Raw genomic sequence first — 24,544 nt, forward strand, 5'->3', positions numbered from 1 at the left:
ACGGTCTCCCTGAGCGAAAGAAAACTGCATCTGTTCGGGAGTAAAGCGGCATTAATGAGAGATTTTAACGTTGCCCATGCCGCCAACCGTGTACTCTTTGCCATACACTTGAATATCGGCAGGCACTTCCGACTCGTTGGCAATCACAACGTCATGTTCACCGACCGTTACATTCAGACGCGATTCGCGGAACATCACCTTAAAGGAGAAGGATTTCCAGTGGCCAGGATTGAAAGGATTCAGCTGCAGGACGCCGTCTCTCACCTTCAAGCCGCCAAAACCGTGAACGACGGACATCCAGGTTCCGGCCATGCTGGTCGTATGGCAGCCGTCTTCGGTATCGTTGTTGTAATTATCCAGGTCAAGGCGCGAGGTGCGCAAATACATTTCGTAAGCTTTTTCCTTGTAACCAAGTTCGCACGCAATGATCGAGTGAACGCAAGGCGAAAGGGAAGACTCATGCACCGTCAACGGCTCATAGAAATCGAAGTTGCGTTTTTTCGTTTCCAGGTCATAACGGTCGCCCAGGAAAAAGAGTCCCTGGAGAACATCGGCCTGCTTGATATATGCGGAACGCAGAATGCGGTCCCAAGACCAGTTCTGGTTCAGCGGCAGATGTTTCGGGTCGAGATCCTTGACAGGTGTCAGATCTTTATCCAGGAATCCGTCCTGCTGCAGGAAGATTTGACGTTCAGGATCATGCGGGTAATACATTTTGTCGATGATCTCCTGCCATTTTGCCGTTTCCGCTTCGGATAATTGCAGTTTTTCCACGAGTTCGTTGTAACGGGAAACCTCATTTTCGCGGAGATATGCAAGTACCTCCAGCGTGTATTCCATCGTCCAGCTGGCGATACGGTTCGTGTACCAGTTGTTGTTGACGTTATTTTCGTATTCGTTTGGACCTGTCACGCCGAGGATCATGTATTGATCTTTGGACGCCACATAGTTGACGCGCTCTTCCCAGAAGCGGGAAATTTCCGCGAGCACCTCGAGGCCATATTGGCCGAGATAAGCGAAATCGCCGGTGTAATTCACGTAGTTGTATATGGCATAAGCGATTGCGCCGTTCCGGTGGATTTCCTCAAAGGTAATTTCCCATTCGTTATGGCATTCCTCGCCGTTCATGGTTACCATCGGATACAGGGCGCCTTTGGTGAAGCCGAGTTTGGCCGCATTTTCTTTTGCTTTTTCCAGATGCTTATAGCGGTAGATCAGCAGATTGCGGGCGATGGAGGCATCCGCCGTGCTCAGGTAGAAAGGAAGGCAATAAGCTTCCGTATCCCAATAAGTGCTGCCGCCGTATTTTTCGCCGGTAAATCCTTTAGGTCCGATATTGAGACGGTCGTCTTCGCCGCTATAGGTTTGATTCAATTGGAAAATGTTAAACCGGATCGCTTGCTGCGCGGCCACATCGCCCTCAATCACAATGTCGCTGTCGCGCCATTTATTGGCCCATGCCTGCACCTGCTCCTCTAACAGCTGCTGGAAACCGGCAGCCACGGCATTTTGCAGGGCGGCGCGGCCGGCGTCAACCAATTGGCCAAGGCCATGGTCACGGGAGGTTACGTTGGCGGCGTATTTGTATACGACGATCTGATCATTGGCCGCAGCTTCAACCTTCACGCGGTAACCGACGTATTTTTCCTTCGTGATTTGTTCAGGCTGGAGCGCAAGCGCCTCACCGTTTTTGCTGATTTCAAACGTCATGACCGAGGTCAGATGAAAATCCAGCTTTTTCGTTTTAATCGTAAGCACGGCGTCCTTTTCGCCAAATTCTTTGGAGACTTCAGACCAAAACTTTTCTTCATAGTTTGAGTCTTTGTTCTGTACATCGCCGTCCAGATACGGGGTGATCGTAAGGTTGGCGTTAAAGTTAAGCGGAGTTACCGCATAACGGATAGCTCCGATCTCATGGCGTGTCATGCTGACAAAACGCAGCGCTTCAACACGGATCTCCTTGCCGCCTTCCAGTTCAGCCGTAAAGCTGCGGGACAGCGTTCCTTCCTTCATGTTCAACACCCGCGTAAAATCCTTCACTGTGCAGCTCGCAAGGTCCAGCGGTTGTCCGTCAATGTCGATGTTGATGCCGATCCAGTTGGTGCTGTTCAGCACCTTGGCGAAATACTCCGGATAACCGTTTTTCCACCAGCCGACACGGGTTTTGTCAGGATAATAAACGCCGGCCATGTAGCTTCCTTGCAGCGACGGACCGCTGTAGGTTTCCTCGAAATTGGCGCGTTGTCCCATATAACCGTTTCCAATACTGAAAATACTTTCAGAGATTTCATGTTGATGGGCTTGAAAATCCTCTTCAATGATGTTCCATGGATCAAGCTTTAAATATTGTTTCACAATCACCGGCTCCTTTTTAAAGGCATTTTAGAAGTTGTTCAAAAAGTTCGCTTTTGATAAGAAAACCAATCGAGGCCAATCAAGGATGAAAGGGCCGCGATTCAACGGTAGGTTTTCTTGCGATATAGAATCTCATCAGCGTAGTTAGATAACTTATAAATTCTATATCTAACACGAAGTTAATCAGGAAGCGGGCTCGGCATCTAATCTTGAATTCAGCCGGGCCTTCCGGGGCTCACGTACCCCTTACGTACGCTCCGCTCCTCAGTCCCTTCTTCATCCAATCTTCTCGGTGCTGAAAACCGACCTTTTTGAACTCGCATTTATAGTAAAGTATTCCATAAACGAATCGGGGCTATGTCATCATTTGCAAATGTTGGCTGTCGTAATATTGTGATTTCCAGGGAAATATCCCGAAGTTAGTTGGTCCCGAAAATATCGTACAGACGCTGAGCCGACATTTCCTGAAGGGAAGACACAACTTCATCGGCCCGGGCCAGGGTAGTTCTTGAACCTACGCCAATACTGCGCATTCCGGCGCGGATCGCCGCTTCGATACCGGCTTCGGCATCCTCGAATACGACGCATTCGACAGGGTCGACATTCAGCTCCTTGGCCCCAAGCAGAAACACTTTAGGATCCGGTTTGGCGCTGGCCGTTTTAGTTCCGTCGATAATTGCGTCAAAATAAGGTACCAGATGGGTGTTATTCAGGATTTTCATCGCGTTTTTGCTGGCTGAACCAAGGGCGACCAGAATTCCGGCGGACTTCAGCTCCTGCAAAAAGGAGAGCGCGCCGGGAAGAATTTCAGATTCATCCATACGCGATATGTAGTCCACATACCAATTGTTTTTTTTCTCGGCAAGCGCTACTTTAGTTTCGTCATCCAGCGAAATACCGCCGATTTCGAGCAAAATGTCGAGCGACGCCATTCGGCTGACACCTTTCAAACGCTCATTGTCCTGCTCGGTGAAATCAAATCCAAGCTCTTGCGCCAGACGTTTCCATGCCAGATAATGATATTTCGCGGTATCGACAAGCACGCCGTCCAGGTCGAATAGGCAGGCACGGATCGGAGTATGAGATGTCATAAAAAGTCCTCCTTGGTTAGTTGTGCAAACGTTTGAACAAATTGCGAAAATAAAGGAAGCACCAGAGATGCTTCGCCTATTTCTTCAAGCATATGTTGTGGAACCCGATTTTGCAACCCAATTCATCAATGAATGGGTAAAAAGATGGTTCTCCTGTGAAAATAACGTCAAACCGGCCGAACGTCAAGTGAAATTTTTGAAAAGGGCCTCAAAAGGAGAGAATAAGGTGCTTCGGACCCTTCAAAAAACAACGACGTCCGATAACCAAAACCCCACATGTACCCTATAACGACGGCTTTTTAGGTGGAGTATAAATAGACGATTCCCGCATGACTAGCCGATGGGGGATAATGTGCCGTTGTTGAATTTTCAATTTCCCGTCATCCCGGATGGATTGGATCAGCGCCTGCGAGGCGGTGTATCCGAGATTATAAATGCCGATATCGATACTGCTCACCGGCGGTGTCGCCAGTTCGGCGATCGAAAGATTGTTAAAGCTGACAATGCATAAATCTTCAGGCACCCTGTAGCCGAGCTCGTGAAGTCCGCGCAGGACGCCAAGGGACACGAAATCATCGACCACCACCAGCGCCGATGGGCGCTCGGGCAAATTCATAAAAAAAGACATGGCGCGATAGCCGCTTTCCTGCAAAAATTCGCCTTCGACGATCCATTCCTTGCGCATCTCAAGCCCGGCTTCCGTAAGCGCGTTCACATAACCCTTTAAACGGTCGCGCGAAACGATATGATTCGGCGGTCCGCTGACAAATCCGATTCGCTCATGACCGAGCGAGATCAGATGTTTCGTCGCATCGTAGGCGGCTTGGACGTTGTCATTATCCACCGACAGGATGTCCGGGTATTTTTCGCTCCGCCCGATGAGCACGAACGGGTAGTGGTTGCTTGTTAAAAATTCGACGACCTGGTCATCCTTGCGGGAATAAAGCAATATGGCTCCGTCAACCCGTTTCCCCTTCAGAAGGCGGGAAAGAGCTTCGACTTCCTCCTGTTCGCTCCCGCCCGAGCTGATCAGCACGTCATATCCCGAACGGTTGGCTTGCGTGACGATGCCCCGGATCAGTTCCATGAAGAACAGGTTGAGAAACAGCTCTTCCGCCGGCTTTGGCAGAATCACGCAAATACTTTCCGTGGTTCTGGAGACAAGGCTTTTGGCCATGATGTTCGGATGGTATCCAAGCTCCTCCATCACATCTCGCACTCTCTGGGATGTTTCTCGACTGATTCTGGAATTGTTCGACAGAACACGGGACACGGTGGAGGGAGAAACGCCCGCTTTTTTGGCGACATCTTTAATTGTTACAGACATTGTTACCTCCCTGTGAAACCGTTTGTGTTCCTTGCAAAAACGGGAACCTTGTAGAGGTTGTTCAAAAAGTCCGCTTTTGATCACGAAGTGAATCAGGAAGCGGATTCAGCATCGAATCTTGAATTCAGCCGGGCCTTCCGGTGCTCACGTACTTAAACGTACGCTCCGCTCCTCAGTCCCTATCTTCATTCAACCTTCTCGGTGCTGAAAACCGACCTTTTTGAACACGCACTTGTATAAACTGTTTACGGTATTTTTACACTTGCTATCTTAATCGATAGCATGGGGCTTGTAAATACGGGACCTCTCAGTCCCCTTTGATTATTGCCGGAATTTCCGGAGTAAATACCAGGGATATCTTTACGTCGAAGGCGGCTCCACCATCATGTGCAATTTGCAGCGATGCACAGAATGCGCGCAGAATTCGTGCATAAAGTTGCACAATCGATAAAGTCAAACATGAGGGAAGAATAGGTATTATTTATTTTAACCGTCAGTACGACGAATGAAAGACTTGGTGAAAAACCTTTACAAATCAAGGGATTTAGCGAAAATTCAGTTTTTATTTCATGAAAAACAGGGTTAGATATGATACACCGGATCAGATAGATTTCTTTGCAAAAACGCCAAAAAGAATAGATAATTTAAGATATCAAGAGATAATAAGGCATTATAAACTGTAATTGGCTAATTATGGCCGAATTGATAGTGTGCAAACGTTTTTACAAAACGATTATCGTTGTGTATGATGAACACATGATTAAAGCGCTTACCAAAAATGCTTTTACAGCTTTAACAGGCATTTTATGAATATTGATCTGTTGTACATATAGATAAATGGGTCATTCACGCTTTCTGTGAAATCGTTTGCGCTAAAATCAGGACAAGGCAAAACAAAAATGTTGGAGAGGGGTTATTTCAAAATGAAAATGAAACAGTTTATGGCACTGGCTGCAACGCTGACCATGGCATTCTCCCTTACCGCCTGCGGCAGTTCGAACAAATCAGCCGAGGAGCCGGCAGCTTCGGGAAATGAAACGGAGAACGCAGCAAAAACTACTGATAACAATGAGCAAACGTCGCCGGGAGAATTGAAACCTGAAGACGGAGCTTCCCTGGTTGTTTGGGAAAGTAAAGAAGAAAGAGCATTCACGGATGAAATCGCGAAACAGTTTACCGCCAAATATAACATTCCTGTCAAAGTCGAAGAAGTAAGTCCGACCGATCAAGTGACGAAGCTGTCCCAAGACGGACCATCCGGTCTGGCTGCGGATGTTGTGATCTTCCCGCATGATAACCTGGGTAGAGCGGTTGAAGCCGGCCTTTTGCTTGCCAACGACACCTACAAGGATGAAACGGTCAAAAACAATACCGAGGCTTCCATCCAAGGCGTAACTTATGACGGCACGCTGTACGGATATCCGAGAGCGGCCGAAACTTATGCTTTGTATTACAATAAATCGCTTGTCAAAGAAGCGCCAAAATCATTTGACGATGTTATCGCTTTTGGCAAGACATTTACAGATAAAGCCAAGAAAAAATACGCCCTGATGTGGGAAACAGGAAACATGTACTTCAACTATCCGTTTATCGCAACGACCGGCGGATACATCTACGGTAAAAACGGCACGGACAAGGACGATATCGGCATCAACTCCGCAGGGGCTTTGGAGAGCATGCAAACCTATGTGAAGCTGAAAGAAATTTTGCCTATCAAGAGCGGCGACATTAACCCGGACATCAAACGCAGCTTGTTTAACTCCGGCGACGTGGCAATGGATATCAATGGTCCTTGGGAGCTTGGCGGCTATAAAAAAGCGCTGGGCGATAATCTCGGAATTGCTCCGATTCCAACCATCGGCGGCAAACCGGCGATTTCCTTCTCGGGAATCAAGGCTTGGTATGTAAACTCCTTTACGAAGTATCCAAATGCTTCCCAATTGTTTGCCGAGTTCGCTTCCAACAAGGATGCGCAATTGCTGCTGAACGAAAAAGTAGGCTCCATCCCGACCAACAAAGAAGCTTTGGAAGCTGATCAAATCAAAAACGACCCTTACATTTCCGCCTTTGCGGAACAAACCAAAAACTCCCAGCCGATGCCTTCGATCCCTGAAATGGGCAACGTTTGGAGCCCTGTAAATGCGGCGCTGCCTGAAATTTGGGACAACAATGCGGATCCGAAAGCTGCCTTTGATAAAGCGGCTCAGCAAATCAAGGATTTGAATAACGGCGCAACCAAATAATCAAGACTAGATTGACGTTATTCAGGACGGATACACCCGCTGCTCAATGGAGCGGCGGGTGGTTTCCTTTCAAACGGAATACATGGGATATATTTTCATCGGATTCTGTTTTAAGGAAAATTCGGGAGAGGAGAGGCCAATGGAAAATTACCGCAGCAAGGCGACGATATTGTCGGTTTTAAGCATGGGGCTTGGACAAATTTATAACCGCCAGTTTATGAAAGGCATCGTTTTCCTGCTTGTCGAGGCATGGAGTGTTTTCTATTTCAGCGGAAGTTTGGGCAGAGCCCTCTGGGGCATCGTAACGCTTGGGGAGGAGCCCCGCAGATTGGTTAGAGGCAAATGGGTTGAAGGGGACCACTCCATTTTTATTTTGGTTCAAAGCTTGATCACGTTATTGTTCCTGGTGTTGTTTATCATCGCGTACATTATGAACGTCCGGGATGCTTATAAAACGGCGCAAAAGCGGGAGCAGGGCCAGCAGCCGAACAACTTTAAGCAATCGGTGCGTTACATGTTGGACTACAAGTTTGCGCAAGCATTCTTGACGCTGCCGACCATCGGGGTGCTGTTCTTTACGATCATGCCGATTCTGTTCATGATCATGCTCGCTTTTACGAACTATTCGGCACCGAACCATATTCCGCCGGCTAAACTCGTCGATTGGGTCGGTTTTCAAACCTTCAAGGATCTTCTATCGCTGAAAACATGGAGCCATACCTTCTTCGGCGTGCTGACCTGGACGATTATCTGGGCTGTTTTGTCTACGGTAACCACTTATTTAGGCGGTCTGCTTGTAGCGCTTCTCATTAACCAGCAGGGCATCAAATTTAAAGGCATGTGGCGGACAATTCTGGTAATCCCATACGCAATTCCGCAGCTTATCTCGCTGTTGGTAATGCGGAACATGTTTAACGGCCAATTCGGCCCGATCAATCAGTATCTCGGTTATTTCGGTCTTGGCGGGCTGCCGTGGCTGACAGATCCGTTCTGGGCGAAGGTAACGGTCATTGTCGTCAATATGTGGGTCGGCATTCCGGTATCGATGATTCTGATTATGGGCATTTTGACTACAATTCCGAAAGATATGTATGAAGCAGCGGAAATCGACGGCGCAAACGGCTATCAAAAATTCCGGATCATTACGCTGCCGATGATCCTGTTCTCGACGGCGCCGACTTTGATTATGCAGTTTGCCGGCAATATCAACAACTTTAACGCCATCTATCTGCTCACAAACGGGAATCCGGTCGTTGGCGACTATCAATACGCCGGCGCGACGGATTTGCTCGTGACCTGGCTGTATAAACTGACGCTGGATCAAAACAAATACAACATGGCTTCGGCTGTCGGCATCATCATTTTCCTGATTATCGCTTCGTTTTCCATTTACAATTACCGGCGGACCAAGTCATTTAAAGAGGAGGACATGATCCAATGAGCGGACGCAAAGCAAGAAAAGGAATCCGGCTGGGTCTGAGCTACCTGGTTCTGATCATCCTGTCGATCGGCGCGATTTATCCCGCGCTTTGGGTTGTCCTCGGATCATTCCGGCCGGGCAAATCACTGTACAGTAAAACTTTGATTCCGGAGAGTTTCACGCTTGAGCATTACCGCGAGCTGTTTAACTCCCAAAGCTACATGTTTGGCCAGTGGTATCTTAATACACTAAAAATTGCAACGTTATCTATGATTATCGGCGTGTTTTTAACGCTGCTGACCAGTTATGCGGTATCCCGTTTCCGTTTCCGCGGACGCAAGACGGCATTGTCGACGGTGCTCATTTTGGGGATGTTCCCGGGTTTTATGAGCATGATCGCCATTTACCTCTTGTTAAAAGAATGGCATTTGCTTGACACGCATCTCGCGCTTGTCATTGTGTATGCTGCGGGCGCCCCTCTCGGGGGGACTTTTATCGCCAAAGGTTTTCTTGATACGATTCCGCGGACATTGGATGAAGCGGCCAAAATCGACGGTGCCAGCAACTGGATGATTTTTACGCGCATTATTTTGCCGCTGTCGAAGCCGATGCTGACTTATATGGCCTTGACGCAGTTTGTCGGCCCATGGGTGGATTACATTTTTGCAAGGCTGGTGCTGCGGACGAAGGAAAACTGGACGCTTGCGGTCGGCTTGTACGATATGGTAGCTTCCAATCAAAATACCAACTTTACGGCATTTTCCGCCGGCGCGGTATTGATCGCGGTGCCGATTACCATCCTGTTTGTTTTCCTGCAGCGGCTGCTTGTGGACGGACTGACATCAGGCGCCAGCAAAGGCTGAAACTTCATCACAATCTCAAAAGTACAGTGCTTCATCGTCAGATGGGGGCTGTACTTTTTTCTTTCAATAAAAGTATCCTTTGAGTACAATTAAGACCAAAAGAGGCTGAATATAGACTAAAAGTGCGATTTCAAAAGCGGACTTTTTGAACTATCTCTAAAAAATATTTTTCACGGGGGTTAAAACATGGAGGTTGTATATGAAACCGAGCGCCTTTCCCTGCGCGCCTTTCAGGATGAAGATGTTGAGGCTGTTAAGCAGTTTTGGGGCGATGAGGAAGTGATGCGGTATTGTCTTGGTGCCACTGCCCATGAGAAGCTGCCCTTGAGCCTTAAGGCTTACCGCGAATGTCATGAGGCAAAAGGGCTGTCCGTCTATGCGGTTGTGGAAAAAGAAACAGGAACAGTGATTGGCGCTGGAGGTTTTAACATATCTGGTGAAATACGCGAGGTTGAACTCATTTATCATTTTGCCAAATCCAGTTGGGGAAAAGGATATGCGACGGAGACGGCCAGGGCTTGTGTGGAGCTTGCCAAGAGCCATGGGGGCGTAGAGCGGATCGATGCTTCCGTCGACCCTAGCAATGCGGACTCCAGCAAGATCCTTGAAAAAATCGGCTTTACATACGCCGGTATGGAGTGGTTCGAAGATTCGCAGCAGGAAGAAGCCGTTTACGAAATCATGCTGAAATGAAGCAGCGCTTCCATGTAATCCATCGCTTAAATACATATTGCAATCGCATAACGACAAGAGGGGGCGTAAGATGAAAATCCGCGTACTGATCGCTGATGACAATTCTTTTATCCGGGAAGGGATGAAAATCATTCTAAACACGTTCGGGGAATTCGACGTGCTGGCTACGGTGGAAGATGGCCGGGAAGCCGTAGACTACTGCCTGGTCCATGAGGTGGACGTTGCCTTGCTGGATGTACGGATGCCGAATATGAACGGGGTCGAGGCCACCAGGCTGATTAGCGAGCAGACGGCGACCAAACCGCTCATTTTGACGACGTTCGACGATGATGAATATATTCTGGATGCCATCCGGTTCGGGGCGAAGGGATATCTGCTCAAAAACAATGATCCGGAGCGGATCCGCGACGCCATCAAAAGCGTGCATAACGGGCAAAGCGTCCTGCAGGATGTTGTGCTGGATAAGCTGAAATCACAGATGCTCGGGGGGCGGGAGCCGGCTCAGGATATGTCCGCCCCGGCAGCTGCTGCCGGCAAAGGGGCGGCAGGGAGCGTTGCGGAACAAAATGAAAGCACTCCAACCGCATGTCCTTTCGACCGCAGTTTGTTTACGGAACGGGAGCTGGATGTCATGTCGCTGATTGCGCAGGGGCTATCGAACAAGGAGATATCCAAGGAATTATTTATCTCCGAAGGGACGACGGCCAATTATATCACGGCCATTTTAAATAAAACCGGGCTTTCGCACCGGACGCAAATTGCGATTTATTATCTGACGGGCAAAACCCGTTAGGGAAGGGAACATGACTCTTTCATGGAAGTTTGGACTATTGGCAATAAAACGATCATGCTGCTGTTTGTCGTCACTTCCGCCTATTTTGCGGCGGCGGCGTCAAACCAGCGGCTGGTGTTGTTGTTTTTGATTTATGTGGCGCTGAATTTAGGTTTGCATATCGCAAAAAAGAATGTTACCAAGCAAGCCGTCATTTTGGTCATTATGATGTATTTGATCGGCTGCGCCGTTTACCATCCGTATTTTGTGCTGCTGCTTCCGTTTAGCATGAATGAGTTGGCATCCTTTTATCCTCGCAAAAACGGTTACCTGCTGATCGCCGTATTTCTTCCGCTGCTGTTTTTGCACGGAGATATCATGATTTTGTATGCCTTTGCAGCCGCTTTAAGCTTCTTCGGTTATGTAATGGTCCGCCATTATATGGGGAGGGTCGTCAAACAGGAGGATGAGCTGGAACGGATGCGCAAGGATTTGCAGAAAATGGCGAAAAGGCTCAATGAGAATCGGGAATTCGCCAGAGCTTCGGAATATATGGTCAAGCTGGAGGAACGCAACAGGCTGGCCCAGGAAATTCATGATGGCATCGGGCATGCGATGACCGGAGCCCTGATTCAGATGGAAGCAGCCAAACGACTTCTTGGCAGCGACACGGCAGCGGCGGAGACGCTGCTGCAAAACGCGATTGGCATCTCCAAGGAGGCGATCGAAGAGATCCGGATTACGCTGAAACACCACAAGCCACCGGTGGAGCAATTAGGGCTCAGCCGCTTGAAGACCGTGGTTGAAGCTTTTGCGGGTCAAACCGGATTGATGACATCGGTTGTCCATGAAGGGAACATCGAGCGGATCACTCCGCTTCATTGGAAAATTATTTATGAAAATGTCACGGAGGCTTTGACCAACTGCGCCAAATATTCCGGCGCTTCGGCCGTTCATGTGGAAATCCGGGTATTGAACCGCTTTATTAAAGCCGTCGTATCCGATAATGGCAAAGGTGCGTCCAAGATCGTCAAAGGCCTCGGCTTGATCGGGATGGAGGAGCGGACCGCATCGGTCAATGGAACCGTCGTTGCCGACGGTACCCGAGGCTTTATTATCACGACCCTGATTCCGTACGGCGGCTAAATGAGAATTCTCATCTGCCCTCCCATGGCCGCCCACAACAAAATATGAACTTTCTCATGTGCAAAGGATGAACTTATACACTGATATAAGAGCATCCTTTTTTATTATTATAATCGTAGGCAATACATTCGAGAGCTATAGCCTGATAGATCGAAAGAAACTATCGTTCGATAGGTTTTCTTGAGATAAGACAATAAAAGCGGCTCAACTTTAATTAATACCTGTTAAGATGCGAGGTAGCGGAGGGGGACGGAATCGATCTGAAGAAGCGATAGCGGTCGCCTGAAAGCTTTCCGCAGGAAAGCTAGCATCGGAAGCATACGCTGTCTCCGAATTTCTACCTTTATGAAAGATATAATCAAGAAATTTGGGGACAACAGCGATCGGAAGAACGATCCGGAGACCGTAGCGGTCAACTCGCATATATCAAGAACTAGTTTCAGTATGATGGCAAAAAAGAACAACGAAACGGAGAGATGACTGATGAACGTATTGGAAATCCGCGGACTTACGAAGAAATTCGGCGATTTTATCGCTGTTGATAACATGTCGCTGACCATCCGGGAGGGTGAAATTTTTGGTTTTCTCGGATCCAACGGAGCCGGCAAGAGCACAACAATCAACATGATTTCGTCGCTGCTGCGTCCGACGAGCGGAGAAATCCGAATTCTGGAGAAGGACATCATGAAACATAGCCGCTTTGCCAAAATGAACCTCGGCGTTGTTCCCCAGGATTTAGCGATTTATGGGGATATGACCGCATACGAGAACGTGAGCTTTTTTGCGGGGCTGTATGGCTTGCGGGGGGGCGAGCTGAAGGAGCGGACAGAGGAAGCGCTGATGTTTGTCGGCCTTAGCGATAAGGCCAAAAGCTTCCCGAAAAACTTCTCCGGCGGGATGAAGCGCCGCCTTAACATCGCCTGCGCCATTGCGCATAAACCGAAGCTGATTATTATGGATGAACCGACGGTAGGGATTGACCCCCAATCGCGCAACTATATTTTAAGCTCGGTGCGCAAGCTGAACGAATCCGGCTGCACCATTATTTACACGAGCCATTACATGGAGGAAGTCGAGGAGATTTGCTCACGCATCGCTATCGTGGATCACGGGAAAATCATCGCCGAGGGAACCAAGGAGCAGTTGAAGTCGACCGTTACCGACGTCAAGAATATTCGCATTGAATTGAAATCGGCCCAAGGCGGGGAAAGCGAAGGATTAAAGGCCATTCCGGGGGTGCGCAATGCGCTTCAGGATGAACAGGTCATTCGGATTCAGAGCGATACGGCAGTGGATAACCTGAACCGGATATTGAAGCAGCTGATGGATAATGGCAAAGAGATCCGCGCGGTTGAAGAACAGGAACCTAATCTGGAAACGGTATTCCTGACGTTAACCGGACGTAATTTACGGGATTAACATTTCGCGGACAAGGAGGTTAACACGGTGAATATTTTATCGATTGCATTAAAAGAAATGAAGCAGGATCTCCGTGATCGGCGTACGCTGGTGTTCATGCTGGGCTTTCCGATCATTCTCATGCTAATCCTGGGTCTGGCGCTGACCAATGCATTCAGCTCCGATATGAAAATCGGAGATCTCAAGGTTTTGCTGAAGGACTCAACCGGCGGTGGGGAGCTGTCTCAAGCGTTTAACGCTTTTGCGAAGGAAGTAGGCAAAACGGGAGTGACATTTGAGCCGCTTCAGCCCGGGATGGATGGACGGAAGGAAGTTGAAAATAACCGGTACGTGGATTATGTCGAGTTGACTCCGCAAGGAATCTCCCTTTACGGCAGTAGCCGCGATCCGATTCAAAGCAATATCGTGCAGGGGATGCTGGCTTCTTTTACGGATAAATATAATGCGGCCGTGGCGGTGGCCAGGATCGAACCGGCCCAAACCGAGGCGGTGCTGGCAAGCGGCGGGCAGGACTACATCAGGGAAATGTCCATTGCGCCGGACCGAACGCCAAACTCCGTCGACTATTATGCGCTAGCCATGACTGCGATGGTCGCCATGTGGGCGGCCATGTCGGCAGGCGGGCTGATCCAGAGCGAGGTTGCGCTCGGTACCGCAAATCGGCTTATCATCGCCCCGATAAGTAAAGGCGAGATTTTTACGGGCAAGATTTTGGGCGGAATGATGACGAATTTATTGTGCGTGGCGGCGATGGTCCTGTTCAGCAAATATGTGTTTAAAGCTTATTGGGGCAACCATATGGGGATTGTCGCCATCGTTCTGCTGACATTAGTCATCTTTGCGATGAGCTTTGGTCTTGCGTGCAGCTATATGGTGAAAGGCAGGGCGGGCCGCAATCTCATTAGTTTGATCGTTCAGCTCATGTCCTTTTTCGGCGGAGCCTACTTCCCGATCGGCAACGATTCCGGGAGCGGTCTGCTGAGTTTTCTCGTCAATTTGTCACCCATCCGCTGGGCCAATCATAGCCTTACGAAAGTGATATATAGCAATGACGTATCGGCAGCCTGGCCGGTTGTTTGGATAAACGTCGGCTTCGCCGTATTATTTCTAGGTACATCAATTATCGTGATGAGACGCAGGGAGGGATTGTAACATGTGGAGCGAGATCTGGTTTCTGGCTGCCAAAACGTTGATCACGACATTTCGCAAGCGCAGCGCGCTGCTGATATATTTCGGTCTGCCGATTGTCGGCATTTTGGCTTCCATCATTCTGTATGGCCAGCAAGGGCAGAAGGAGTTACGGGTTGGCGTGGTTAATGAGGATCAGGGTCAACAGATCGCGGCGGATACGATCGGTTTTGTGCAGCGTCTCGACCATGTGCAAATCGTAAACGTCACGTCAAGCGAGCTGAAGGAAAAGCTGGCTGCGAGCATACTGGACAGCGGTCTTATCATTGATTCCGGGTATTCGGAAAGCGTGCTGAGCGGAAATCCGGACCATATCGCCATCGAATCGGTAAAGGGGGTTGAAGTAACGGCATACATGAAATCGATGCTGCGCGGATATATCGATAATGTCGCGGCAATGGCAAAAATCGCCGGGGGCGATCAAGCGAAATTCCGGCAGTTGTATGATGCTTACCAATCTCCCGATTTTAAGCTGACGTCGCAGTCTGTTAATGATGCATCTACAACCAAAGAAATGTCGTACTCATCCATCGGGTTTCTAGTGATGTTTATGATGAACTCCGCCGTTGGATTATCGGAGCTGATTTTGAAAAACCGGGAGAACCGAACCTATTACCGTATTCTTTCTTCGCCGATTAGTGCAAGGACCTACGTGCTGGCGAATATTATGGTGAATTTGATCGTCATGTTCGCACAAATTATCGTCGCGTTGTTTTTCATGCGGGTCGTGTTTCAGATGGATCCGGGAATCCCGATGGGGGAAATGCTTTTCATTCTAACGCTTTTTGCGCTTGTATCGGTCAGCGTGTCGCTTGTAATCGTAGCTTTCTCCAAAAATACGGCAATGGCCGGAGCGCTTCAAAATTTGATTATTGTTCCTACATGTCTGTTAGCTGGCTGCTTTTTCCCGAGAAGCATTATGCCTGAAATGCTGCGCCGCGTTTCCGATTTTATGCCGCAGAGTTGGGCGCTGCAGTCGATCGGCAAATTACAGTCTGGAGAAGCGCTGGGCAATATCTGGTTTCATCTGACGATTTTATTCGCCTTTGCGGTTGTGTTCTTCCTGATTGCAACCTACAAATTCGGACGGAACAACGATACGAGAAATTTTGTGTAGGTTTCATGGCTCAATACTGAAATTAGTTCTTGATATTATGTGAGGTGGCCGCTACGGTTACGGATCGTTCTTCCGATCGCTGTTGTCTCCAAATTTCTTGATTTTGTTTTTCAAAAAGGTAGAAATTCGGAGACAAAGGCGAACGCTGCCGCTTCTTCAGAACGATTCCGTCCCCTCCGCTTCTTTCGTTTTTTTTGTAAGCACCAATCATGATGTTGGGCCGTTAAAACAGTAAAGTGGCTGTACCCGGGTTTAACCCGTCGTACAGCCTCTTTGTCATATGTCGCTTCAATCGCGTCCTCTATATGAAAAATATAAAGCAGGATTACTTAGCTTTAAGCATTCTGCATCCGTAAGCCGGCAGTTTAAGGTTCAGCGCCCCGTTCGCGGCGGAGACAGTTTCACCTGTGCGAATATCTTCCCAGCGGCTTTCTTCCACGTCCACTTCAAGGGTGCGGGGCTTGGAATCATTGTTCATGAAAATAATGATTTTGCTCTCTTCATCCTCACGCGTATAAACAAGACGGTTGCTTCCGGCTTCCGCTGACAGGAACTTCAGGTTTCCGGTCCGGAGGGCGCTGTATTTAAGGCGCAGGGCGATCAGTTCCTGATAGAAAGAGAACAACTCCTGATCCTGTTTGTCTTCATCCCATTCCATGCATTTGCGGCAATCCGGATCATTGCTGCCGGTCATGCCGATTTCATCCCCGTAATAGATGCAAGGGGTTCCCGTGTAAGTGAACTGGAACTGGGCTGCCAGCTTCATTTTATCCTTGTTTTCGTCGCAGCGGGTCAGCAGTCTGGCGGTATCATGGCTGTCGAGCAGGTTAAAGGTGACCTCATTGGCTTGACGCGGATAACGCGAGAACTGCTTGCCGATCGCATTGGCAAAATGGCTCGCGTCGCCCACGCCATCCACGAAAAAGTCCAGCACGGCATTGGTGAACGGATAGTTCATCACCGCATCGAACTGGTCGCCCATAAGCCATGGAGAAGACTCATGCCAGATTTCGCCGAGGATGTAGGCGTCAGGCTTGATGCCTTTGACGACGCGGCGGAACTCGCGCCAGAATTCGTGGTCGACTTCGTTTGCGACATCAAGGCGCCAACCGTCAATGTCCGCTTCCTGAATCCAATAGGCGGCGGCTTTCAGCAAATATTCCTTTACTTCCGGATTGGCGGTGTTGAGTTTTGGCATCAGCGGTTCAAAGGCAAAAGTATCGTAGGATGGTATGCCGTCCTCAACGGTAATCGGATACTTGCGGATATAGAACCAATCTTTGTACCGGGACTTTTCTTTATTCTTTTGCAAATCCACAAATGGGGCGAACGTTCTTCCCGAATGATTGAATACGGCGTCGAGGACGACGCGGATGCCGCGGTCATGGCAGATTTTGACCAGTTTCTTTAAGGTTTCGATATCCCCGAATTGCGGATCGACCCGCATGTAGTCTTCGGTGTCGTATTTATGGTTGGTCGTTGCCGCAAAAATCGGCGTAAAGTAAATGGCGTTGACGCCAAGCTTCGTCAAATGATCGATATGGTCGATGACGCCCTGAAGGTCTCCGCCGAAAAAGTTGTCCCGCTCGGGTTTGCCTCCCCAAGGCAGAACGCCTTCGGGATCGATGGACGGGTCGCCATTGGCAAAACGTTCAGGGAATATTTGATAAAATACCGCATCTTTTACCCAAGCCGGGGTTTCAAATACATCGGCAGGATTGATGAACGGATATTCGAATAAACGGTCCGGATTTTCCGGTTGCTGTTTCATGAAATCATATTCGGTCATCCAATATTTTTCTTTGCCGCTCTCAAGCAAAAAACCGTATTTCAGCCGGCGATAGGGCGGAACGACTTCGCATTCCCAATAATCGAACATCTCATCGGACGCTAGCTTGTACATCGGCACATAAGTCAGGGACTGATCCCACATATATTTATCTCCGGTCATGGCGGAGACGGCAGTCACATCATCTCGTTTGGTACGGATTCTCAGGTGGATGGTACGTCCGTCATAGGCGTAACACCAGTTTAGTTTTGGGCGGTGGTATACAGCTTCCAGCAGCATTTAGGTTTCCTCCTCAAGGCTTAAGTATGATAAGTACGTGGAGAGAGCGAAGGCTATCCACCAATGCCAAAAAGGCACAACCTGGACGAGAAACGAATTGTCCGAGGTTGTACCTTGATTTCATGGTAGCATAGCCTTTAAATTGTTAATGACAGGCAAACGCTTGATCGGGCGCCGCCAGACACGTAAAATATACCATGTTTTTGTAGAGAGAACAACCCGGGAAGCGAAAATCCGGGACAGAAAGGGACGGAGATATTGAGTATTCAATTGTTATATATCGAAGATGACGCCGAAATCGGCGCATGGGTGAATGAGGATTTGACAGGACGCGGTTACGAGATTATCTGGCTGCAAAACGGGGAACAGGCCGTGGACAGGGCGTCAGGCTGCCGTTTGGTTATACTTGACGTGATGCTGCCGGGACTTGACGGCTTTACGGTGGGACAACGGCTTAAGAAGGCTTATCCGGATTTGCCCATTCTGATGCTGTCCGCACGGACATCCATTGATGACAAGCTTGAGGGGCTGCAGTTTGCCGATGATTATTTGACCAAGCCGTTTCATCCGGATGAGCTTGCCGCCCGGATCGAAGTGCTGCTGCGCCGTTCCGGTTCTTATTCGTCCGAACCGCTTGTGCTTAAACATCTGCTCGTGTACGAGCGGGAAAACCGGATCGTAAATCATGACACAGGCGAGGAAATTACGCTGACAGGCAAACAGTTTCAAATTTTCACCTATTTACTCCGCCACCTCGGCCAGATCTTGACCAAAGAGCAAATTTATGAGGGCGTATGGGGCGATCCTTACCTGGATGGAGACAAAACGCTGATGGTCCATATCCGCTATCTTCGGGAGAAGTTGGAACGTGATCCGGCGAGTCCGGAGATTATTGAGACTGTACGCGGCGTCGGTTACCGGGTGAAGGCATGAGGATGAAAAAAAATCTGCCCCAATCACGCTTTCGGGGCTCTCTGCTCTCAAGATATCTCTTGATCATCCTGAGTGCGATGCTGTTCATCCCGGTGGTATTTCCCGCTTCGATGATCGCTTACCAATTGATTCAAAAGACGGTGCTCACCAGTACGTTTCCGCAGGTTGATGAAAAAGACAGCCGTTACCGGACCTATTACCTCGAAAAGATGTGGCATGAAGAGGCCAAACAGCTGAAGGGAAGCACGCCGGAACGGATCGACCAGAAACTCAGTGAATTAAGCAAGATGTACCCGAGGGTGGACATGTTTTGGGTAGATGCGGATTCCCGCGTAAGACAGCCCGCGACGAGCCGATTGAAGTTACCGCAAACATGGGGCGCGGCGGATGCGGTGTCCTATTTGAAGCGTTACAGAGCAGCCACGCAGCAATTTTCAGTCATTGCCTTCATCGGCGACAACGAAAAGCTGAACCAGGGGTTCATGGTCATGCAGGTGTCGAGAGCGGTTTTGGACGAAAATGACAATGACATCTCGACCCGCGACTCGGTGATTTTTTTCGGCATCATGCTGCTCATTTTCATATTGTTTATCGCGGCCTCATGGATGTTTTTCGTTAAAATGCGCCGGCGGCTGCTTCGCTTGCAATCCGCGATGACGGTGGAGGACGGCAGCAGGCTGCCAGAACCGATTGTGGTCAAAAAGACCGACGAAATCGGTCAGCTTGAAGAAGCATTCAACGGTATGGTTCACCAGCTGAGCAGCAGCCTGAAGCGCGAGCGGGAGGAGGAGGAACTGCGCAAACGCCTCGTGGCCAATCTGTCGCATGATTTGAGAACTCCGCTGACAGTGGTCCGAAGCCATGTATATTCGCTGCAAAAGGAACAGCTGTCCGATAAAGGCAAAGAGCTGCTGAAACTTACGGAAACCAAACTCGATGATCTAGCCGGACTGATCGATAATTTGCTTTCCTATAATTTGCTGACAAGCGGAAAATACACGCTTCATCCTGAACGAAGCGACGTACTGCGGATCGTACGGGAAAGCGCGGCGGCCTGGTACCCGCTTTGGGAGAAAGAGGGGTTTGAGGTCGATATCGAACTGCCGGAAGAAGCGGTGTTCTGGATGCTGGATACCAAGTGGTTCCGCAGAATTCTCGATAATATATTTCAAAACGCGGTCCGACATGCGCACAGTGGACAATATATCGGCATCCATACCCAAGTGGATGAAAACGGCCGAACCGCGCTAGTCATTTCGGATAAAGGCCAAGGGATCAAAGCGGCCTCGTCGGCCAAAGGAGCAGGCATTGGCCTTGCCATCGTCGGTTTCTTGGCAAGAGAGATGGGCCTTGGCATCGAAATGAACAGCTCCGCGGACGGTACGAATATTTTTATTTATCCGGCGATCGTCGGCGAATCGGGACTAAAACTGAATGGATAGAGAGGTTGTTAAAAAAGTTCGTTTTTGATAAGAAAAACGTCAGTCGACGTACTCTCAAAGAAGACAGACCGCGTTTAGCGGAAGTTTTTCTTGCGATACAGAATTTCATCAGCTTCCGCTGATAACGTATAAATTCTATATCTAACACGGAGTGAATCAGGAAGCAGGCCAGGACATCGAATCTTGAATTCAGCCGGACCTAAACAGATGCTTTCGAAGGCATTTTCTACGAAAACGTGTAGCTCCGCTCCTCAGTCCCTATCTTCATTCAACTAAAGCGTTTTGAAAAAACGCACATCGAAAGCATAAGCTTCGGTGCTGAAAACCGATCTTTTTTAACATGTATTAAATGTTAACGGCAGGCAGCCGCAAGTTTAAATCATTTTTAAACTTGAGGCTGCTTGTACTTTAACCTTGGCAGCTTAAGATAGTTTCCGAGGTGATTAATCGTGAGAGAACTCGTGATACAGACAAAAGATTTAAATAAGAAATATGGCGGGCATTATGCGGTTCGCCATTTGAATTTGGAAATTGGCAGAGGGGAAATATACGGATTTCTCGGCCCTAACGGGGCAGGCAAAACGACAACGATTCGAATGCTGCTCGGACTAATCCGGCCTAGCATGGGTTCCATCCATATTTTCGGCAAAGATCTCAGGAAGGAAAAGCTGAATATCCTCCGCAAGGTTGGCTCGCTGGTCGAATATCCATCCAACTACGGCCATTTGACGGCCGTGCAAAATCTGGAGGCGGTTCGGCGCATCCTTGACGTGCCGAAGTCCCGTATCGATGAAGTGCTGAGCATCGTTTCCTTGACCAAAGATGCCAAACGTCCGGTCAAAGGTTATTCGCTTGGCATGAAACAGCGTCTGGGCATTGCGACGGCACTGCTAGGCAATCCCGAACTGCTGATTCTCGATGAGCCTACCAACGGCCTGGACCCTGAGGGCATTCATGAAATCCGCGAGCTGATCCGCAGCATGCCGGAGCAGCATGGAATTACCGTGCTGGTTTCGAGCCATCTGCTGAGCGAAGTGGAGCAAATGGCCGGAACCGTGGGCATTATCCGCGAAGGCGAAATGGTTTTCCAGGATACGATCAACAATTTGCGGCAGCAGGCGTCGGCAGGATTCCGGCTGGTCGTCTCCGAGCCGGTTGAAGCTCTCCAGCTTATTCAGTCACAGGGGTATGCCGGACAACTGGAGAACGGCGGACTCAGGCTGGAACAGCAGCTTAGCGACCCCGAAGTGGCGCTGCTCGTCAAACGGTTGGTAGATAACAACCATGCTATCTATCGGGTGGAAGAGAAACGCCGCACGCTCGAGGATATTTTCATGCAGGTGATCGAGCAGGGGGGATTTGAGTGATGATTGGTAAAGCATTGTCATCCGATTTCCTGAAAATCCGCAAAAAAGGCGTTTGGTTTCTGGTTTTTCTCGGTTCCGTCGGACTGCTGGCCATGCAGGCTTTGAATTTCGGTCTTCGTTATGATTACATGATTGATCATTATAAAACGGATCTATGGCTAGGATTGATCAGGGAAATCTTTTCTTTTGTGCCGATCGCTTTATATCTTGGCTGCACGCTAATTGCTTCCCTGATTGCGAATGTGGAACATCAGAACAATTCGTGGAAGCAGCTGCTGGCGCTGCCGATTTCCAGAGTTTCGGTGTTTACCGCCAAAGTTCTGCTTGCCTTTATTGCGATGGGAGTGGCCTGCCTCATCTTATCTGCCGGAACGGTTATCCTTGGTATTCTACTTGGATTCGGGACGGATAACATCCCATATCTAACCATTCTGAAGCTTAGCTTCCTGCCTTATCTGGGCGCGTTGCCTATGCTGGCTCTCCAGTTGTGGATGTCCTTGACGCTCAAAAATCAGGCTTTGCCTATAACGCTTGGGATTACGGCTGCTATCGCTTCGATGTTTTCAGCAAGTTATCCGGAATTTGTCCCGCTCTCCTGGCCGTTCCTGTCCTTTGTCAGCGAGGTTAAACCCGAACTTCCAATCGGTGCCGGCATCATTCTTGCTTTTATCGTCTATATGGTAGGTATGGGGCATTTCCGCAGAAAGGACGTGAACTAAAATGGGATCTTTCTTCAAGGTACTGTCTTCAGAGCGGCTAAAAATGTCCCGTTCGTTTATTATGCTGTTTATATTCATCAGTCCGGTCATTTCCGTACTTGTCGGGCTGATGTCCAAGATCGGGGACTCCGAGTATTCCTGGCTGATGCTGCTTGGTCCCATGGGCATGCTTCACGCCGTGCTGTTTCTGCCGATCATGTCCGGCATATTTGCGGCTTTTATTTGCCGGTACGAGCATAGCGGTGGCGGATGGAAGCAGCTTTTGGTGCTGCCGGTAACCCGGACGGGCGTGTTTTTTGCCAAGTATACGGTTATTATCATCATGCTGGCCTTGATGCAGGTACTTTTTCTCGGGGCGGTTATATTGGTCGGAACGATCAAAGGTTTTAGCGCTCCCGTCGAGTGGGACATTATGCTCCGCTCCGTATTTGGAGGATGGGTGGCGTGCTTGCCGCTCGCCGCATTGCAGCTTGCGGTTTCGCTGATGTGGAGCAGCTTTGCCGCACCGCTTGCGATGAATGTCATGTTCACCATTCCTAACATACTGGTCGTTAATTCGGCGACGTATGGACCTTATTATCCATGGGCTCAGCCGTTTCTTGCCACGATTCCTGGGAAGGCGTTGGGAGGGGGAGGATTCGGAGCTATGAACCTGCCGTTTGAAAATTTGATGATCACCGTGCTTGGCAGCTTTGTGGTGTTCCTTGTTTTCGGGTGGACGTATTTTAAGAGGAAAGAAATATAGGATGGATTGAAAGAGTATGTACTGCTGTCTTGGTTTTGGTTTTTTAGAGTAGGCTCACCAGATGATAGACCGTCTTCATATGATTGAAGGCGGTCTTTCTGTTTTAAAAGTACGTCGATAGATGTTTTTTTGATTAAGTTGTTAAAAAGCATAACTTTAAGAGAATAGCTATTCACAAAGTCAATATAACATGATATATTATTATATAAGGTGTACATATATTCTACATTATTGAGCACTATCTATCCAGGCTGGGTAGATATTTTCTTGTGGAGGGATCTTACCATGTCGCATGAATCATCCTCAAAACCGATGTACGAGCAAATATTCGAAGCGCTGCGAGATCAAATCATATCCCGTAAATACGAACCCGGCGAACGGATTCCTTCCGAGAAGGAGCTGGGCGAGGCGTACAATGTCAGCCGGATTACAAGCAAAAAAGCACTCGAGATGCTGACTCAGGAAGGCTATATCGTCAGGCAGCCGGGCCGGGGTTCGTTTGTTTCCGAGCATTTCGGTTCGGACACTGCTTCGCGGGGCAATACGGCGGCAGCTGCCGTCAAGCAGCGGCGCGATAACGGGAAGCTTTTGATCGGGCTCGTTATGACCGATTTTGGTGACAGCTACGGTACGGGACTTGTATACGGAATGGAAGAAGCGTCCCGGCAGCATGACAGCTATTTAATTCTTAGAAGATCCCTTGGAGTGCCGGAAAATGAGCAGGAAGCCATCCAAGGCCTTTTGGAGCTTGGGGTCGACGGGCTGATTATCTTCCCTGCACAGGGAGAGTATTTTAATGCCGAGATTCTGAAGCTTGTTATCAGCCAATATCCTTTTGTACTGCTGGATCGCCATCTCAAGGGGGTTTCGGCCAGCTCGATCAGCACGAACAACGTCGCGGCAGCCAAACACATGATTCAGTATCTTTTTGAATTGGGGCATTCGCATATTGCGTTGATGACAACCCCGCCACAGGATACGACGGCCATTGAAGAGCGGATCGAGGGTTTTATCCAGGCACATGCCGAAAGCGGGATCGTCGTGGATCGCAGTCTGTGGATGGAACGCATCACGGCAACGCTGCCAACCGCTTTTGTTCCCGAGAATAAAGAGAAGGAAAAGGAAAATATCAAGCGGCATCTGCGGGAGCACCCCGAGATCACAGCATTGTTTGCAATGGAGCACAACATTGCCCAACTGGCCTATGAAGCCGCGCGGGAATCGGGACTGCGAATTCCGGAAGATCTGTCGATCGTATGTTTTGACAGCCCGGATTATGCCGGAGGTTTTCTGTTTACTCATATGCGTCAAAAGCAGGAGGAAATGGGGAGACTCGCCTTTGAAAATGTCCTTAAACTGAGAAATGGAGAAAGCGTACCAAACAAAATTCTGTTGGAAGCCGAGCTGATTAAGGGCTCCTCTACAGGGCCGGTCCGCAAAGGATAAACTGAGCCGGATTGAAAATGGAGATGCCATTCGAAATGAATGGCATCTTTTTTTGGCCTCTGAAAAGAAATGAGCACCTAGGGATTACTTTCTCTAATAGCAGAAACAAATCAAAAGTTATTATATTGGTATGTTTAAATGTTATAAAAAGAATATTGACATGTTAACTTACTGAAATTATAATGTGTCT

At 48.9% G+C, this 24,544-nt stretch carries 19 protein-coding genes; 15 read left to right on the plus strand and 4 right to left on the minus strand.

Translation table 11 applies throughout. The annotated features are described in order from the left end of the window. Positions 1-51: 51 nt before the first annotated feature. The 3 genes from L6442_RS02500 to L6442_RS02510 form a co-directional block, all read right to left on the minus strand. Positions 52-2,355, minus strand: a complete 2,304-nt coding sequence (locus tag L6442_RS02500) for a glycoside hydrolase family 65 protein (RefSeq protein ID WP_212978311.1) — start codon at positions 2,353-2,355, stop codon at positions 52-54. 419 nt (positions 2,356-2,774) lie between these two features. Continuing rightward, positions 2,775-3,446 carry a beta-phosphoglucomutase gene (gene pgmB, locus L6442_RS02505; RefSeq protein WP_212978310.1) on the minus strand — a complete coding sequence of 224 codons (672 nt, stop codon included), beginning with the start codon at positions 3,444-3,446 and terminating at the stop codon, positions 2,775-2,777. A gap of 283 nt (positions 3,447-3,729) precedes the next feature. Then, complete coding sequence (locus L6442_RS02510) at positions 3,730-4,773, minus strand: LacI family DNA-binding transcriptional regulator (RefSeq protein WP_212978309.1); 1,044 nt, start codon at positions 4,771-4,773, stop codon at positions 3,730-3,732. Positions 4,774-5,696: 923 nt separating this feature from the next. Between L6442_RS02510 and L6442_RS02515 the strand changes: the two genes are divergently transcribed. From L6442_RS02515 to L6442_RS02555, 9 genes are all read left to right on the plus strand, one after another. Next, on the plus strand, positions 5,697-7,016 hold the full coding sequence (locus L6442_RS02515) for a sugar ABC transporter substrate-binding protein (protein WP_212978308.1): 1,320 nt from the start codon (positions 5,697-5,699) through the stop codon (positions 7,014-7,016). A 139-nt stretch (positions 7,017-7,155) separates the two neighbouring features. Beyond that, positions 7,156-8,457, plus strand: a complete 1,302-nt coding sequence (locus tag L6442_RS02520) for a carbohydrate ABC transporter permease (RefSeq protein ID WP_212978307.1) — start codon at positions 7,156-7,158, stop codon at positions 8,455-8,457. Then, complete coding sequence (locus tag L6442_RS02525) at positions 8,454-9,299, plus strand: sugar ABC transporter permease (RefSeq protein ID WP_194233128.1); 846 nt, start codon at positions 8,454-8,456, stop codon at positions 9,297-9,299. The genes L6442_RS02520 and L6442_RS02525 overlap by 4 nt, the downstream gene beginning before the upstream one ends. Positions 9,300-9,485: 186 nt before the next feature. Beyond that, entirely contained in the window at positions 9,486-9,992 is a 507-nt protein-coding gene (locus tag L6442_RS02530; RefSeq protein ID WP_212978306.1) for a GNAT family N-acetyltransferase, read from the plus strand. Between the two features lie 70 nt (positions 9,993-10,062). Continuing rightward, positions 10,063-10,785, plus strand: a complete 723-nt coding sequence (locus L6442_RS02535; protein WP_212978305.1) for a response regulator transcription factor — start codon at positions 10,063-10,065, stop codon at positions 10,783-10,785. A 21-nt stretch (positions 10,786-10,806) separates the two neighbouring features. After that, the gene (locus L6442_RS02540) at positions 10,807-11,910 is read left to right on the plus strand and encodes a sensor histidine kinase (RefSeq protein ID WP_212978304.1); all 1,104 of its coding nucleotides are present in this window, start codon (positions 10,807-10,809) and stop codon (positions 11,908-11,910) included. 483 nt (positions 11,911-12,393) lie between these two features. Continuing rightward, positions 12,394-13,329 carry an ABC transporter ATP-binding protein gene (locus L6442_RS02545; RefSeq protein WP_212978303.1) on the plus strand — a complete coding sequence of 312 codons (936 nt, stop codon included), beginning with the start codon at positions 12,394-12,396 and terminating at the stop codon, positions 13,327-13,329. A gap of 27 nt (positions 13,330-13,356) precedes the next feature. Further along, positions 13,357-14,481 (plus strand): ABC transporter permease, encoded by a 1,125-nt coding sequence (locus L6442_RS02550; RefSeq protein ID WP_212978302.1) that lies wholly within the window; start codon positions 13,357-13,359, stop codon positions 14,479-14,481. A 1-nt stretch (position 14,482) separates the two neighbouring features. Then, complete coding sequence (locus L6442_RS02555) at positions 14,483-15,634, plus strand: ABC transporter permease (protein ID WP_212978301.1); 1,152 nt, start codon at positions 14,483-14,485, stop codon at positions 15,632-15,634. A 325-nt stretch (positions 15,635-15,959) separates the two neighbouring features. On the opposite strand, the gene L6442_RS02560 is transcribed toward L6442_RS02555, so the two are convergent. After that, positions 15,960-17,702, minus strand: coding sequence for an alpha-glycosidase (locus L6442_RS02560; protein WP_212978300.1), 1,743 nt, complete (start codon positions 17,700-17,702; stop codon positions 15,960-15,962). 258 nt (positions 17,703-17,960) lie between these two features. Between L6442_RS02560 and L6442_RS02565 the strand changes: the two genes are divergently transcribed. The 6 genes from L6442_RS02565 (at position 17,961) to L6442_RS02590 (ending at position 24,354) form a co-directional block, all read left to right on the plus strand. Beyond that, a complete protein-coding gene (locus L6442_RS02565) occupies positions 17,961-18,635 on the plus strand; it encodes a response regulator transcription factor (RefSeq protein WP_212978299.1) in 675 nt (224 codons plus the stop codon). 2 nt (positions 18,636-18,637) lie between these two features. Then, positions 18,638-20,077 (plus strand): sensor histidine kinase, encoded by a 1,440-nt coding sequence (locus tag L6442_RS02570; protein WP_212978298.1) that lies wholly within the window; start codon positions 18,638-18,640, stop codon positions 20,075-20,077. 449 nt (positions 20,078-20,526) lie between these two features. Next, on the plus strand, positions 20,527-21,444 hold the full coding sequence (locus L6442_RS02575) for an ABC transporter ATP-binding protein (protein WP_212978297.1): 918 nt from the start codon (positions 20,527-20,529) through the stop codon (positions 21,442-21,444). Further along, positions 21,444-22,163, plus strand: a complete 720-nt coding sequence (locus L6442_RS02580; RefSeq protein WP_212978424.1) for an ABC transporter permease — start codon at positions 21,444-21,446, stop codon at positions 22,161-22,163. The genes L6442_RS02575 and L6442_RS02580 overlap by 1 nt, the downstream gene beginning before the upstream one ends. 1 nt (position 22,164) lies before the next feature. Further along, positions 22,165-22,908, plus strand: a complete 744-nt coding sequence (locus L6442_RS02585; protein WP_212978296.1) for an ABC transporter permease — start codon at positions 22,165-22,167, stop codon at positions 22,906-22,908. A gap of 285 nt (positions 22,909-23,193) precedes the next feature. Then, entirely contained in the window at positions 23,194-24,354 is a 1,161-nt protein-coding gene (locus L6442_RS02590) for a GntR family transcriptional regulator (RefSeq protein ID WP_212978295.1), read from the plus strand. Positions 24,355-24,544 lie beyond the last annotated feature (190 nt).

It is taken from the genome of Paenibacillus azoreducens, assembly GCF_021654775.1.
Taxonomy (GTDB): domain Bacteria; phylum Bacillota; class Bacilli; order Paenibacillales; family Paenibacillaceae; genus Paenibacillus_AQ; species Paenibacillus_AQ azoreducens.